The 15,322-nt window shown below is 37.1% G+C and carries 15 protein-coding genes and 5 pseudogenes; 10 read left to right on the top strand and 10 right to left on the bottom strand.

From position 1 onward, the window contains the following. Positions 1 to 4: 4 nt before the first annotated feature. From frdC to V3224_RS16215, 5 genes and pseudogenes are all read left to right on the top strand, one after another. Positions 5 to 397, top strand: a complete 393-nt coding sequence (frdC, locus tag V3224_RS16235; protein ID WP_334471708.1) for a fumarate reductase subunit FrdC — start codon at positions 5 to 7, stop codon at positions 395 to 397. Positions 398 to 410: 13 nt separating this feature from the next. After that, on the top strand, positions 411 to 767 hold the full coding sequence (gene frdD / locus V3224_RS16230) for a fumarate reductase subunit FrdD (protein ID WP_334471706.1): 357 nt from the start codon (positions 411 to 413) through the stop codon (positions 765 to 767). Positions 768 to 1,276: 509 nt separating this feature from the next. Then, a pseudogene (locus tag V3224_RS16225) lies at positions 1,277 to 1,728 on the top strand (nuclear transport factor 2 family protein). 501 nt (positions 1,729 to 2,229) lie between these two features. Further along, positions 2,230 to 2,901: a DUF1007 family protein gene (locus V3224_RS16220; RefSeq protein WP_442890546.1), complete on the top strand. Its 672-nt coding sequence runs from the start codon at positions 2,230 to 2,232 to the stop codon at positions 2,899 to 2,901. A gap of 216 nt (positions 2,902 to 3,117) precedes the next feature. Next, positions 3,118 to 3,897, top strand: a complete 780-nt coding sequence (locus V3224_RS16215; RefSeq protein WP_334471702.1) for a nickel/cobalt transporter — start codon at positions 3,118 to 3,120, stop codon at positions 3,895 to 3,897. Here V3224_RS16215 and V3224_RS16210 read toward each other — a convergent pair. The 4 genes and pseudogenes from V3224_RS16210 to dcuC form a co-directional block, all read right to left on the bottom strand. Then, positions 3,894 to 4,352, bottom strand: coding sequence for a sulfite exporter TauE/SafE family protein (locus V3224_RS16210; protein ID WP_334472053.1), 459 nt, complete (start codon positions 4,350 to 4,352; stop codon positions 3,894 to 3,896). The two genes, V3224_RS16215 and V3224_RS16210, sit on opposite strands and share 4 nt — an antisense overlap. 37 nt (positions 4,353 to 4,389) lie before the next feature. Then, a complete protein-coding gene (locus V3224_RS16205) occupies positions 4,390 to 5,262 on the bottom strand; it encodes an IS982 family transposase (protein ID WP_334467716.1) in 873 nt (290 codons plus the stop codon). Positions 5,263 to 5,382: 120 nt separating this feature from the next. Further along, a pseudogene (locus tag V3224_RS16200) lies at positions 5,383 to 5,697 on the bottom strand (TSUP family transporter); the annotation flags it as partial. 177 nt (positions 5,698 to 5,874) lie between these two features. Continuing rightward, positions 5,875 to 7,228, bottom strand: a pseudogene (gene dcuC / locus V3224_RS16195) (anaerobic C4-dicarboxylate transporter DcuC). Positions 7,229 to 7,658: 430 nt separating this feature from the next. Between dcuC and V3224_RS16190 the strand changes: the two are divergent. Both V3224_RS16190 and V3224_RS16185 read left to right on the top strand, forming a co-directional pair. Further along, positions 7,659 to 8,897, top strand: a pseudogene (locus tag V3224_RS16190) (malate:quinone oxidoreductase). Between the two features lie 152 nt (positions 8,898 to 9,049). Then, positions 9,050 to 9,520 (top strand): malate:quinone oxidoreductase, encoded by a 471-nt coding sequence (locus V3224_RS16185; protein ID WP_442890632.1) that lies wholly within the window; start codon positions 9,050 to 9,052, stop codon positions 9,518 to 9,520. 61 nt (positions 9,521 to 9,581) lie between these two features. Here V3224_RS16185 and V3224_RS16180 read toward each other — a convergent pair whose 3' ends face one another. Continuing rightward, on the bottom strand, positions 9,582 to 9,761 hold the full coding sequence (locus V3224_RS16180) for a hypothetical protein (protein WP_334471700.1): 180 nt from the start codon (positions 9,759 to 9,761) through the stop codon (positions 9,582 to 9,584). 55 nt (positions 9,762 to 9,816) lie between these two features. Between V3224_RS16180 and V3224_RS16175 the strand changes: the two genes are divergently transcribed. Beyond that, positions 9,817 to 10,791, top strand: coding sequence for an IS701 family transposase (locus V3224_RS16175; protein WP_334471697.1), 975 nt, complete (start codon positions 9,817 to 9,819; stop codon positions 10,789 to 10,791). A gap of 358 nt (positions 10,792 to 11,149) precedes the next feature. Here V3224_RS16175 and V3224_RS16170 read toward each other — a convergent pair whose 3' ends face one another. The 3 genes from V3224_RS16170 to V3224_RS16160 form a co-directional block, all read right to left on the bottom strand. Beyond that, a complete protein-coding gene (locus tag V3224_RS16170) occupies positions 11,150 to 12,022 on the bottom strand; it encodes an IS982 family transposase (RefSeq protein ID WP_334467716.1) in 873 nt (290 codons plus the stop codon). A gap of 216 nt (positions 12,023 to 12,238) precedes the next feature. After that, entirely contained in the window at positions 12,239 to 12,604 is a 366-nt protein-coding gene (locus V3224_RS16165; RefSeq protein ID WP_334471696.1) for a fimbrial biogenesis chaperone, read from the bottom strand. Between the two features lie 86 nt (positions 12,605 to 12,690). After that, positions 12,691 to 12,933 (bottom strand): hypothetical protein, encoded by a 243-nt coding sequence (locus tag V3224_RS16160; RefSeq protein WP_334471695.1) that lies wholly within the window; start codon positions 12,931 to 12,933, stop codon positions 12,691 to 12,693. A gap of 55 nt (positions 12,934 to 12,988) precedes the next feature. Here V3224_RS16160 and V3224_RS30130 point away from each other — a divergent pair. After that, positions 12,989 to 13,102 (top strand): annotated as a pseudogene (locus V3224_RS30130) (IS701 family transposase); the annotation flags it as partial. 323 nt (positions 13,103 to 13,425) lie between these two features. Here V3224_RS30130 and V3224_RS16155 read toward each other — a convergent pair. Next, positions 13,426 to 14,145 carry a Mom family adenine methylcarbamoylation protein gene (locus tag V3224_RS16155; protein ID WP_334471694.1) on the bottom strand — a complete coding sequence of 240 codons (720 nt, stop codon included), beginning with the start codon at positions 14,143 to 14,145 and terminating at the stop codon, positions 13,426 to 13,428. Next, positions 14,090 to 14,302, bottom strand: coding sequence for a Com family DNA-binding transcriptional regulator (locus tag V3224_RS30125; RefSeq protein WP_442890541.1), 213 nt, complete (start codon positions 14,300 to 14,302; stop codon positions 14,090 to 14,092). The genes V3224_RS16155 and V3224_RS30125 overlap by 56 nt, the downstream gene beginning before the upstream one ends. Positions 14,303 to 14,734: 432 nt before the next feature. Between V3224_RS30125 and V3224_RS16150 the strand changes: the two genes are divergently transcribed. Continuing rightward, on the top strand, positions 14,735 to 15,319 hold the full coding sequence (locus V3224_RS16150) for a gp53-like domain-containing protein (RefSeq protein WP_334467938.1): 585 nt from the start codon (positions 14,735 to 14,737) through the stop codon (positions 15,317 to 15,319). Positions 15,320 to 15,322: the final 3 nt, after the last annotated feature.

The following is a 15,322-nucleotide window of genomic DNA, read 5'->3' as shown; positions in this document are numbered from 1 at the left end:
AAAAATGACGACAAAACGTAAGCCTTATGTACGCGAAATGTCATCAAATTGGTGGCAACAGATTGGATTTTATCGTTTTTATGTTATTCGGGAAGCAACCGCCATCCCTCAAATTTGGTTTAGTTTAGTCGTGCTTTATGGCCTATTTTCGTTAACAGCAGGGCCTGAAAGCTGGTTTAATTATGTTACCTTTCTGCATAATCCAATCGTTTTATTAATTAATATTTTCACTTTAATAGCAACTTTATTCCATACAAAAACCTGGTTCGAACTGGCGCCTAAAGCTGTTAATATCGTGATAAAAAATAAAAAAATAGCCCAAGAAAGCATTATAAAATTACTTTGGGGTATTACTTTTCTAGCAACAATCATTATCTTAGCTATAGCGCTAATATAATTTAAGGAGAACAATGATGAATCAACCTCCTAAACGTTCTGATGAACCTATTTTTTGGGGATTATTTGGTGCTGGTGGTATGTGGAGTGCAATTATCTCTCCGGTTATTATTCTTTTGCTAGCAATTTTTATTCCTCTAGGTTTAGCACCAGAAATGTTAAGTTATGAACGCATTCTGACATTTTGCCAAAGCTTTATTGGCCGTATTTTTTTGCTATTAATGATCATTTTACCTATCTGGTGTGGACTGCATCGACTTCATCATGGCATGCATGATCTAAAAATAGCGATTCCAGCCGGTAAATGGATTTTTTATGGTGCGGCTGCCATTATTAGTGTGATTGCTATTATTGCTATCATCAAACTCTAATCAAAAGTTAATCTAATAAAAAAGCCAGATAGTTTCAAACCATCTGGCTTTATTGTTTGTGATAAGCATTGGCTAGGTTAATTGATAGACGGCGTAGCAAACGCTCGTTCCAGTTCATCTATATTATTAACTGTCAGATACGGATTACTAACCACGAATTCCACCGGTTTAAACTAATAAAGATTGATAACCCAAACGTTGGGTGACTAACAATAAAAACCGCTATTAGTTAAAGTAACCATTGTACTAATCCTATTGATTAACCTAATCTTTAATTGTGCCTTAATCAACATCGGCAAAAAACAATTCCAGTTAACTATATGAAATTGATTTATAAAATGAAATTTTTAAACACCAGCATGAAAAAAGTTTCAGTGGAAATTTTAATTTTTTTACCGGTTCTGGCTATTACTGAAATAGGTTACTAAATATAGGAAAAATTATTTCCATATGAAATAATAATCATTCTAAAACATCATAAAAAAATAATACTTAATAGCGAGACATTTATGAGAAAACTGAGTTTTTTAATTATTCCACTAACTTTACTTTCTAGTTATACATTCGCTCTAGAGACAGCTCCCAAATGTGTAAAGGTAGATCAACAACAAATTGCTGGTTTATTTGAGCGCTGGAATGATTCATTAAAAAGTGGCGATGCGAAAAAGGTTTCGGCAAACTATCTCGCTGATGCAGTACTATTCCAACTATATCAAGTCAAGTTCGTTTAACGGATGCTGAGCGTACCGACTATTTCAAACACTTTTTAGCCAAAAAGCCTGTAGGAAAAATTGATGGTCGAACTATTCGTATTGGTTGTAATAAGGCAATCGATATCGGTACTTTTACTTTTAAAGATAAATCCACTGTTTCAGCTCGTTATACATTTACCTACGTCTGGGATGGAAAAGAATGGAAAATATCAACTCATCATTCATCTGAAGTACCGGCAAACAACTAAAAATTTTTTAAATTAGCTACTTGTTCAAAATAAGCTTCAGCTATACAAAGGTGACTAATTAGGTAGTCACCAATTTGAATTAAAAATAGCCCTAAACAGGTAAATATCTCTATCACTTCACTTTGTAGATACTAATTTTAGTTTTATAAATACATCCATGTATTGTTAAGCTTCTTCCTTGTTCTTTTATTTTTAACCTATTAATTCAAATGACTTCCAATCGTTTAAAACGATCGATACAAACATTTATGATTTACAAAAACTATCAATCGATAATAATTGATCGAATAAAGCGATTGATTAATCTATTTATAACAAAAATGGAGGGTTTACATAACAATAAATTTATTATCAATGAAATATGAGCCAAGATTGCAAAAAATCTGAGTAAATATAAGTAATAAACCTTTTAACCGATTAAATAGCAAAGTAACATTTAATTATCAAAGAAAATTGATAGCATAGATATGCTATTTTCGGTTAATCAAAATATCCTATTTGATGACTCAAATGCAACCTTACAAATCAATAGCTATAGTGAAAATTTTGCTACAAAATCTATTAATGGCGTTAACATTATGCTATTCAATAACCGTTTTTGCTCATCCCCACAGTTTTATTGATATGCAAAATGAATTACAAATAAAAGATGGTAATCTCATTGCCATGAAAATGACTTGGGTTATGGATGCCATGCCATCAGCAGATTTACTCTATGATGCACAACAAGCAAAAGAAAGTGATGAAGTGTGGAAACAATTAAGTGCTGAAGTAATGGCTAATGTTATTAAACAACGCTATTTTACCTCCCTATATTATAAAAATAAATTAATAAAATTTTCCTTTTACCCAAAAGACTATCACCTATCGCGCAAAGGGAAACAAGCCGTGCTCTCTTTTACTCTAAAATTAGCTAAGCCAGAAACTCTAACTGGTAAGACATTAACCATAATGACTTATGACCCAAGTTATTATGTTGATATGACCTATAGCAACAAAGCAAAAATTTCATCAACTAATACCTCAATCCAATGCCAAATTCAGCTTATAGCACCTAAGCCCAGCGCATCGATAATCGATTATGCCCTCTCTCTTGATAAAGCAGAAAGACCGCAAGAAGACCTTAGTCTCGGCCAACAATTTGCGCAAAAGGTAAACATAACATGTCAATAATGCCCAGCAAGCCAGCAATCAATTTACTTAATAAAAAGTACTATCTAGTAATCGGATTATTTAGTTCTTTTTTTGGCATATTGTCATTTTATTTGTTCAAATATTGGCATTTTGGTTTACAACTAGCGGTAACTTGGCAACGAGAACTTAATCAACATCTTTCTTCTCTCCTGATGCGAGTGGCGAGCTCACCAACTGAAGCAGGATTATTACTCGTTGGCTTTAGCTTTTTTTATGGTTTTATTACATGCCTTGGGACCAGGGCATGGCAAAATCATTATTACCACCTATATTGCCACCCACTCTTCAAGACTAAAAAAAAGCCTTACCCTAACGCTATTAGCATCATTATTACAGGGCTCTATTGCTATTGTTTTAACATCCATTGTTCTTGGCTTATTCCAGCTATCTAGCCGACACTTACATCTAAGTCGCTTCTGGTTAGAAAAAATAAGCTATGGCTTAGTCTTTTTTCTTGGTCTGTTACTATGTCTAAAAGCAATCTCCCGACTAAGAAAAGTATTTAAACAATCTCGTCAAGCCCCCTTTCAATTTACTAAAATCCATTCGCCTAACCAACATCAACATGCTCATGACTGCAATTGTGGCCACAAACACGTATTGTCTAATGATGAATTACAAGGCAATTGGCGAACCCAACTTGCAGTTATAGCCGCGATGGGAGCACGTCCCTGCTCTGGCGCATTAATTGTTCTACTTTTTTCTTATGTAGTCGGTGTTTATTCTTGGAGGATTATCGCCGCGCTAATGATGGCCTTAGGAACTGCAATAACTATTAGCGGAATTGCTTTACTAGTCCATAGCGCTCGCCATTTAGCTATTCGGTTTTCGAAATGGCAAGGGTTTAATGTCAATCCTTACTGGAGTTTAGGAATAATGTTAATCAGTGGAATAGTGTTAGTTATTGCCGGATTACTTATGTTTCAGAGTGTTGAAATTCCACAAACGATGGGTTCTTATATTTTTGGGCGCTAAAAATAATGCCATAACTTTATACTCATCATAATGGCACTAGATAAAATAAATAACAGGGTTAGATACTGCAAAACACGATCAGATAAACGCAACATTAAATATTTGGCTAACGGAATAGTCATTAATGATCCTATGCATAGGGTAAGCGCAAGAATAATGTGAGTATGTCCATTGCGCATATAAGCAATTGCTGATGAACCTGACAAAATAGTTGTTATAAAAATCGCGGTGCCAATCGCTTGTTTGATAGATAATTTTAGATAGCGTAGCAATAGCGGTAATACAACACCACCACCACCTACTCCGGTAGCACCAAGCACTACGCCAGCACTGATAGCCGGCAATAATAATGACTTGATATCAATAGTATTATTTCTTTCAAACTGGTTGATTGAAAATGAAAAAAATATCCGATAAATAAACAGAAAAAGGGAATAAATAAGAGCGACTACAATAAGTATATTAACCTGAGTTCGGGATAAGCATTATCAATTATACTTGAAGATACGTACCTGCAACAGGTATCTTTGGTTTAGATGGCATTAAACAATATGCAACCAGTCCGCCTAATAAATTCACTACAAAGTTAGCCGGAGAGCGATGTCGCGTATGCTCTATTTGACAAAGATTTTTTAACTCATCAAATACCGTTTCAATGACAGAACGATGACGCAAGATGGCTTTGTCGAAACAAGTCTGTTTAATAGGCTTCATTTTCTTCTTGATATTCGTTATAAGGCTAATTCCCATCGTTTTGAGTTGCTGTTTCAGTGAAGCCGATAAATACCCTTTATCTGCGTACAAACAACCAGAAAGATCCTTTGTCAGCTCAGGCAATGGTTTCCGATCATCGGTGTTTCCTGGTGTGAGTCGAAAACTGAGTATTTCCCCCAAATGATTGATAATTACATGAAGCTTGAAACCAAAGAACCAACCTGTTGAATTTTTTCCCCGTTCAGCTATCCCATTGAAGACTTTATGTCTGCGGATCCGTAAGTTATCACACACCGCTATCGGAGTAGAATCGGCAACCGATAGCCCCGTGCATTTTCCCTTAATTGACTCAAACAGTGCCGTTAACGCTAAGGCACTACGCGGAAGTAACTCTACACAGCGTGAATAGGATGGCAAGTTAGGAAATTCCTTCCGGAGATATAAGCGGACATAATAGAGATAAAATACCTTGAATTGCCTGAATCGGAGTTGATGAAACAACACAACCAGTGTCATCATTTCCGCCAACGAAAGCTGAGTAGACCGTCTACGACGCTTAGTACCGTTAGTCAGCAAATATTCATGCATTTTTGGCTCGAAGTCTTTGCAAAAATCATCCATCAGGCAATAAAGTTCAGTAAGATTTTCCATAATTGTTTAACAATGCTCTACTCTTTAACCAGACTGTTAGAGTATTTTAACAAAACAGGCTCATTCAACTATTTGAATATCAAGACTTTCTCTTTATTTCTTATCCCGAACTCAGGTTATATTAATGCCTAACTCAACTTGCTGTTGATAACTTTGTAATTGGCTAAAATAACTTACCAGATAACTTGTCAATGCTGTGGCAGGTATCATAATAGCTAACACAACCATGGCACTTTTAATCGGAACATTGCCTAAACGAAAATGTATATAAGAAAATGAGATTTTCATCAACATAGAGAGAAAATTGGCGGTTGCAACAGCAGACAAGGCATCCATACCAAAAAAATAGGTTACAACAACTCCCCCACCAACACCCGTTAAGCTAATAATTAACCCCAAAATTGCGCCAACTATCAATTCTGCTACCAAAAACATGATTAATTACCTTGCAGAGAGAATTTACATTAGTGATCAAACGGGCCATCAGGAAAGTGATAATTAATGATAAATATCAACCCTAAACATGAGGTTAAAATATGGCCAACATACCTGTTCATCAAAGCCGGAACATGATTACAGCCATCGTTCCGGATTTGATGTAAAAGGGAAAATTTATATAGGATGAACTGGAACTAAAATTTCAGTCGCAATAATAACAACCAATAGTCCAACTAAAACTGGAATAGACGTACGTTTAACTACCTCAAAAGGCGAAATTTTTGCCATCCCAGACACCGCAACCACCACGCCAGATACAGGTGACATTGTTCGACCAAGATTAGAGGCCTGTAACATAGGGATCACCAAGTAAGTTGGATTAATTCCCATTTGGCTGGCTAAACGTGGTATCAATTCAACAAAAGAGTAAAATGGCGCATTACCGGAACCGGTTGTCATCGCCGCCAACATAGTAATCACCACCAGCACAATCATCATCATTATAGCGCCAGAACCAAAAGATTGTGACAAATTAATCAACGAGGAAATAAAACCAATAGTACTTAATCCTTGCGCAAATACCCCGGCAGCCACCAACAGTACGACAACTGAGACAAATGCATCAGCCATACCACGATAACAAACATCTAACCCATCAAACACCGTTTTTACTTTAAAACAGCGCACAAATTCAATCAGACTCGTTAGAATAATACAGCCAACAATAATTGTAATAATATGTAATTGAGGTGCCCATTTACCATCAAAAATTAAAACCCCAATAATCGGTGTAAAAGGTAAAATAGCATAATAGTCAGGCGCATTGGTCTTAATTTCATTAACATCAAGCTTTTCGGTTTTTACCTTGCTCACGTCTGTCGAGATAGCGCTGCCAAAAAAAGTGGCTAATCGCCATAGCAATAATCGAAATCGGTAAGGTGGTTTTAAAAGCAAAATCAATTAGTGGCATGCCTGATGCTTTCGCTGCTAACACAACATCACCTGATGTAGGAGCCAAAATTATTGCCGCAGGTGAGGCACAGATTGCTGCAGCGGCGCCGCGACTAATGCCGACATTCACCATAATCGGAAATAGGGTCGCCATCAATAAGACCCCTAGTCCCGCTGCTGAAGACACAGCCAGTGACATTAAGCAAGCAACAATATAGGCTGCAACCATTAATGCATAGGGAGAATTAATCATTTGTAATGGCTTAGATGCTATTTTGACCACAACATCATTAGCCCCGATATGAGTCATATAAGCAGCAAAACCACATAAGATCATAATCATCATCCCTAAATCACCACCACGGTTCATCAGTAGATATTTGATATATTCTAAAATATCGGTGGTTTTCCAACCCGTCACTGGCACATCATTCGGTAATATATTTTTCCCCATAATTGCGCTGATAATAAGCAGCAATATTCCGCCTATCATTAAAACACCAGTGGCCGAATAGCCTTTAATAATATAACGACCTATTCCAATCGTAACCAATACACCAATCAAAAGTTCCATCATTTTACTTCTCTACATCTACACCAAGGCCGTCAAAAAATAATAATAAAAAATTTATTTAATTATCATGGATATTATTTATATTAATAATAAAGTAACTATGAAAAAACAATTTACCAATTAAAGTTTGATTAATAACAGTATTAACCCTTGTTTTGCCTATTTTATCACCATTAAATACTAACTTTTAAGCAGTATTATCACTTTTTACCTATTTTTAGAACACAAAAAGTATTTTTTTATACCTAATTATAAGTATTTTTTATAAAAAATTAAACCGTTACTAATATTTAACAATTAAAAAACAATAATATTTTATAATAAACAACATATTATGTAATTAATCATCAAATTATTGCGGAGTGAGCAACATAATACCATAATTAATTCTTATGTTTGATGTGATTCATCGATAATTAAGGTGCATTTTCATATGAAGAGATCATTAAAATATACAGCTGGGATTATTGGTCTGTTAGTAATTATTTTTTTAATTTATTTATTTAGGCCAACAGCTTCAAACACGATCAATACTTCAACCAATGAACCTACTGTTAATATTGTGCTTATCGGCGCTGGTATTATGAGTGCGACACTAGCTACATATTTAGCAGAATTGCAACCAGATTGACAAATCCGCATGTATGAGCGACTAGATAGGATCGCGGGTGACACATCTGATGGCTGGAATAATGCAGGTACCGGTCATTCAGGCTTCATGGAAATGAACTATACACCTGAAAAAGATGGGCAAATTGATATCACTCAAGCAATAGAAATTGCCAATCAATTTGAAATTTCCAAACAATTCTGGGCTTACCAACTAAAACACCGGGTTCTCCACCAATCCCAAACTTTTATAAATCCTGTTCCACACATTGCCTTTGTTTGGGGAAAAGATGACATTAATTTCTTAGCAAAACGCTATGCAGCTATGATCAAAAATCCTATGTTTTATGGCATGAAATATTCTACCTCTGCGGAGGAAATTAAATCGTGGGCACCACTTATTATAGAAGGGCGAGATGCAAAACAACCCGTTGCAGCAACACGAATGGATATTGGCGCTGATGTAAACTATGGTGAAATAACCCGTCAGTTAGTTGCCAATCTGCTCAAACATCCAAACTTTAAGTTACAGACCAAAGCTGAAGTGAACGCAATTAGTCGTAATGATGATGGCACTTGGAGTGTCGGTTTTAAAAACCTCACAACCGGCGAAGAGAGTCATATAAAAACTCGCTTAATCTTTATTGGTGCAGGTGGTGCAACGATTAAATTACTACAATACACAGGGTTAGAAGAAGCAAAACAGTATGCCGGATTTCCTGTTGGTGGTGAATTTCTTGTTACCGATAACCCTGAGGTAGTCAACAGACATACCGCAAAAGTTTATGGAAAACCAGCACTTGGCGCTCCCCCTATGTCAGTTCCCCATATCGATACGCGCTATTTGGGGGGTAAAAAATATGTGCTATTCGGACCTTTTGCGACTTATTCTAATAAATTTCTCAAATATGGTAGTCAACTAGATCTTTTTGCTGCTACCAATGACAGTAATATAATTCCCATCATTGCCATTGGCATCAAACACTTAGATTTAGTGAGATATTTAGTCAGTCAATTAATCACGAGTTTCGCACAGGCCTATAAAATTCTAGAAATGGCTTAAAAGTAATGATTAATCTGCAAGTTACTGAAATGCATAAATTTACTTAATTTACAATAAGTTATATTTAATTTATAAGGTTTTATCTATTTACATATTATGCTGAATTAAACTTAAAAATAGAGCGTTTTTTTATTGGTGCGAAACTCGTGTTAATGTTAAATGATGAAGAACGTTATCAATCTTTGTTAGAATATTACCCAAACGCCAAAAAAGCAGATTGGCAATTAGTAATCGCTGGGCAACGCGTACAAATCATAAAAAATGCCAAAAATAAACCCGTCACACTACAGTTCGGCACGGAAACTTTTATCTCTGATGATAAAACCGTCTTTGGTCTGCTTGGCGCTTCACCTGGCGCATCAACCTCGCCTTATATTATGTTAAATTTATTAGAGAAGGCGTTTCCTGATAAAGTAAAAAATCAGTGGAATGCCAAATTACATGAAATCATTCCATCCTATGGTCAGCATTTAGAACAAAATCCAACATTACTTAACCAGATCCGCCGATACACCAGTGAAATATTGGGCCTTAATTATATTGTTACGCAACAGGAGCAAACTAATCAACCGATAAAACCCAAACAACAGCCGGCAAACAGCAGATGCTCTTTTGTTAAATAAAAGCTAATAGGCCAAAAAAATTCGGATTTATAGTTTTTAACTATTAATCTAGGTGAGCAAACTAAGGTGTTTGCAGAGTGGTTATTTCTCGCACAGAAAAACCGGCATCATTCAGATATGAAAAGATTATCTGTCCATTGTGCTGAGAAAATGGTTGTTCAAATCGATATATATGCTCTGAAAATGGAGGCGTCATCATATCCATCTGTTCACGAGTTTCGCACCAACACGAGTTTCGCAATCTCCAAAAAAGAAGTATAAATTTAAAAACAAGAAAAAATCAGGGTGTTCATATTTTGTCGGGTTATCCATGTATTAAAGATATCTATAAAACATTCTTACAAGTAAGCAGTTTAAGATACTCTGGTTTAGCGTTATCAGAAGTAAGCCCATCGCCTTTATCTCATGACACTGTTAGCCGATGGCTAAAAAGTAGATGTTTTAGACCTAAAGACCTATGGCGATTAGTTGAACCTTCTATAGACAAAAAAAGCCCTTGCGTACTAATTGCCGATGATACATTGATTGCCAAAACACGTAGTAAAAAAATAGAGATGGTCCATTATCAATATTCAGGTAATGAACATGATGTTATTGCTGGCATAGGTTTAGTTAATTTGCTTTGGCATGATCTGACGAAGGTTGAATCAATTCCTATCAATTATCTTATTTATGATAAAGATTCTGATGGAAAAACAAAAAACACGCACTTTTCCGAAATGCTCACTCTTGCTAAAAAAAGAGGGATCATGCCAGAAGCCGTAGTGATGGATGCTTGGTATTCTAGCCTGGATAACCTGAAATCAATTCGCTCTCATGGTTGGATCTGGGTAACCACGCTGAGGAAAAATAGGATTGTTAACCATAACAAACAACTGAACAAGTTAGACATCTCAGAAGAAGGAACGTCAATACACTTGCGAGGATATGGTTGGGTAACCGTTTTCAAATTTACAGCCAAAAACGGCCGTATTGATTACATAGTAACAAACAAAGAGAATCCCACCCGTCAATACGTCAAATTTATCATGGATGCCCGTTGGTCTGTTGAAGTTTATCATCGAGAAGTTAAACAAAACTGTGGTATTGAACGCTGTCAGGCTCGCACGAGCCGAGCGCAAAGAAATCATATTTTTCTCGCTATTTCTGCGTGGTTTGAACAACATAAACGTCGTATATCTGAAAAAATAACCCTTTATCAACAAAATTGGGACGTAATCAAAAGTGCTATTACTGAGCAAATCCGTGTTTTATTAGCGTACCCAAATTAGTTTTGTGCGAAACTCGTGACCAATAAAAAAACGCTCTATTTTTAAGTTTAATTCAGCATAATATATAAATAGAAAAAATCTCATAAATTAAAAATAACTTATTGTAATTTAAGTAAATTTATACGTCTTAGCAAGTTACAGATTAATTATTGTTCTGAAGCCATTTCTAGAATTTTATATGCCCGTGCGAAACTCGTGCTGTTGTTTAATCGGATAACGCTGATGCTGACTGTCAAAAACGATTTGAGAAAAGGAAATATGAAAAGGTGATGAATTTTTGGAGATCAAGACCCATTCTTGATCTTTTTGTTGCAGGGTAAAAGTTATTTTAACCTGAGTTCGGGATAAGCATTATCAATTATACTTGAAGATACGTACCTGCAACAGGTATCTTTGGTTTAGATGGCATTAAACAATATGCAACCAGTCCGCCTAATAAATTCACTACAAAGTTAGCCGGAGAGCGATGTCGCGTATGCTCTATTTGACAAAGATTTTTTAACTCATCAAATACCGTTTCAATGACAGAACGATGACGCAAGATGGCTTTGTCGAAACAAGTCTGTTTAATAGGCTTCATTTTCTTCTTGATATTCGTTATAAGGCTAATTCCCATCGTTTTGAGTTGCTGTTTCAGTGAAGCCGATAAATACCCTTTATCTGCGTACAAACAACCAGAAAGATCCTTTGTCAGCTCAGGCAATGGTTTCCGATCATCGGTGTTTCCTGGTGTGAGTCGAAAACTGAGTATTTCCCCCAAATGATTGATAATTACATGAAGCTTGAAACCAAAGAACCAACCTGTTGAATTTTTTCCCCGTTCAGCTATCCCATTGAAGACTTTATGTCTGCGGATCCGTAAGTTATCACACACCGCTATCGGAGTAGAATCGGCAACCGATAGCCCCGTGCATTTTCCCTTAATTGACTCAAACAGTGCCGTTAACGCTAAGGCACTACGCGGAAGTAACTCTACACAGCGTGAATAGGATGGCAAGTTAGGAAATTCCTTCCGGAGATATAAGCGGACATAATAGAGATAAAATACCTTGAATTGCCTGAATCGGAGTTGATGAAACAACACAACCAGTGTCATCATTTCCGCCAACGAAAGCTGAGTAGACCGTCTACGACGCTTAGTACCGTTAGTCAGCAAATATTCATGCATTTTTGGCTCGAAGTCTTTGCAAAAATCATCCATCAGGCAATAAAGTTCAGTAAGATTTTCCATAATTGTTTAACAATGCTCTACTCTTTAACCAGACTGTTAGAGTATTTTAACAAAACAGGCTCATTCAACTATTTGAATATCAAGACTTTCTCTTTATTTCTTATCCCGAACTCAGGTTATTTTATCTGCCAGCTTGGCGGGAAAATCAGCCAATTTTTTCGGGCGATAAAACAATTTTAATTGTGTATTCATTGCCAGGCTAACTTTAGCATTATTCTAATTTAACGCTTGATGATGTAAATTAGGCGGTATTTCATACAAATTTAACCAAAAAACTGACTCTCTATCATCCGGCAGATGATCACCATTATAAACAATTCTGATAGCCTGGATTTTTTGCGCTGGCAGATGAAAAATTGAAGCAAGCAACACAAAAGGTGTTTCTGCTTGTGGATCTGCTTCACCATGATCCACCCAACTCTGCACAATAACCGAGTATTTATTAGTATTGGCTAACAAAACAGAACGTTCTTTATCACCCTGATGGTAAATAATTCGGGTCATATTGGCCATGATCCCAGCTTTACCTGGTATCAGCCAGAATAGTGATAAGCATGCTACAACAACTGTTAGTCGCTTCATTATACTTTTACCAATACATACGCGGTAGCATGTATTTTTCCTGGTTTAATAACTTGACCTGGTAATTGCTGTAGTACCGCGGTGTATCAGTGTAAGTAATGTGTATAACCAGAAACTGAAGGACCCAGATTTTTAGCATCTCTAAGCACAGGATACCAGCCAACATTTTCTCCACTGGGCCCGATACCAGTAATACCAGGTTGAGCAACACTATTACGCAAAGTAATACCAACCCCGGTTGCTAATGTAGCATCAAGTCCATAATTATCTGAAACGAGTGCCATTACACCACCTTGAGCATTAATCAAATTTAACCACGAGTTTCGCAATCTCCAAAAAAGAAGTATAAATTTAAAAACAAGAAAAAATCAGGGTGTTCATATTTTGTCGGGTTATCCATGTATTAAAGATATCTATAAAACATTCTTACAAGTAAGCAGTTTAAGATACTCTGGTTTAGCGTTATCAGAAGTAAGCCCATCGCCTTTATCTCATGACATATAGCGCGGCAAATCATTTGATACCGAAAGGCAAAATATTTGATACGCTCAAAAAACACACAAAGGAAAGTTATTTGATACTAACTGCGGTATCGAGGTAAATATTTTACTTCTCCTAAACACGAGTTTCGCACCAATAAAAAAACGCTCTATTTTTAAGTTTAATTCAGCATAATATGTAAATAGATAAAACCTTATAAATTAAATATAACTTATTGTAAATTAAGTAAATTTATGCATTTCAGTAACTTGCAGATTAATCATTACTTTTAAGCCATTTCTAGAATTTTATAGGCCTGTGCGAAACTCGTGCTAAAAACATCATGAACTTGGTTTTAACGTTTCCGGCTTAGGATAAGGTTGCACTTTAAATAATTTTGTATTGAGGCGCTTCTTCGCGCGTTTGTTCAAAAAGCGGATATATCGGAACTGCTGGAAGCGATGAACGGTTGCACGCGCTATATTGGCCCTCAGGTATTCTCCTCGCTTGCCGCCTCGCGTGATCGCGGTGCGAGCTATTTCGTGATACCACTCACCATCAAGCTCATAGAATCGCGAGTAATGGCTGCCGATATATTCAAAATTACTGGCCTGATACACTACGCCACAACGGCCACAGCGCTCATCTGCAAAGGATTGTACCCATTGCACCTGAGGATAAAGTAACCTGATAGTTTTCAGTGCATAGCTGATCGCTCGTGACTCTGAATTTTTAGGCATGTCATCATGCAGCCACAAGCGGTTAAGCTCCATATACTCAAGATTCCCCGTGCCGGAGACCACTTTTGCACCGCTGTTAGGATTCAGGGCGTACCCCCACTGCATCACGCCAACCAGTGCCCGACCTGAGAATACCCCAAGATGTAGCCAGGAATTATTAACGAATCGCCGGCTATAATGCCGACTTGTTACAATAACGCGGGCCAGCCAGCAGGCAATGGTTTCTACCCTCAGCTCGTGTGAGCCGTATCCGACAATCTGCTCGTTATCGAAAATCGGTTTGGGCGGCGTGAGGATACGGGACGTATTGATGTGCTTCATTACTGGTCTCCGTTTGGCGTTCGGAGACGCTGGGTGAGGGACTGCTCATCCTCATTTCATTAAATGCCTTACAACGCGGACACTTGATCTGGATGTAAATCGCGTTTGCTTTTGCCAGCAACCGGTGACAACCACAGCAACGTATCTCTTGTAACATCTTCTGATATCCCTATTTAATTAAAAAATATCATGTTACACGTTAAGTATTGTGAATGTAGTTAAGCCACTGTAATTGATCTGTTTTGACGATCGATAACACTTTATTGATCGTCTATATCGCTGATGTTTTATGTTATCCGACAAGAGTTCAGTAGTGAGATTTTGCTGTACATAAAGCACCCCAAAATGGATTAAAATTTAATCAAAACCTCGATTTTAGCCCTAAATCGGCATTTTGGCTAAAATTTGAACGGTAAATACAGTGTTTTTTGCCATGCATTTTCCTCATCAAGCCATGATTTAGGCTTATTTTGGCAGGAAACAGGCGAAATCCTTTTTTACAAAAAACCTTGGTTTAACGGAAACGGTAGATTGTGCAAAAAATGCACTGGATAAACGAACGGGTGGTAGCGTCAATGGCAACCTCCATGTGACCCAATCTGTGCATATCGGCGATAACGATTCAGGATTACGGGCTAATGGCGATGGCAACGTGGCATTTTATGCTAATAATGCAAAAGTAGCTTCCTGGAATAATGATCGATTGCATTGGTTAAAGAGTGTAGAAATTGATGGAACCATCAATACTCATAGCAATTTGCATATCTCATGGGGCGGCAGAACCGCGGTTTATCAAGAAAATGGTGATGTAACTGGCCCTATTTGGGGCGGGGCGTTAAGCAGCTGGCTTAATATGCAGATTAACAATCGAGGAGCAAAAAATACAGCTCACCTCGCTACGAATGGATGGTGGAAATGTGGTGACAGCGGCCTTATCAGACAATGGGGCATCACACCACCACTCAATGCCGGACAGATTTATACGGTATCTTTACCTTGTCCCGTCCCTCATGCCATTTTCTCGGCAAACGCGACGGTAAAATACAAAGGTATTGCTCCCGAGGGCAATTTAGGTACTTATGTCGAAATAGTCGGAAAATCGTTAATTATCAGTGCAGATTATACCAGAACAGGGATTAAAGCGCCGAGAACATGGGAGCTGGTTTGCTACTAACTC

The organism is Arsenophonus sp. PmNCSU2021_1 (assembly GCF_036919435.1).
Classification (GTDB): domain Bacteria; phylum Pseudomonadota; class Gammaproteobacteria; order Enterobacterales; family Enterobacteriaceae; genus Arsenophonus; species Arsenophonus nilaparvatae.
This window is presented reverse-complemented; position numbering and strand designations above follow the sequence as displayed.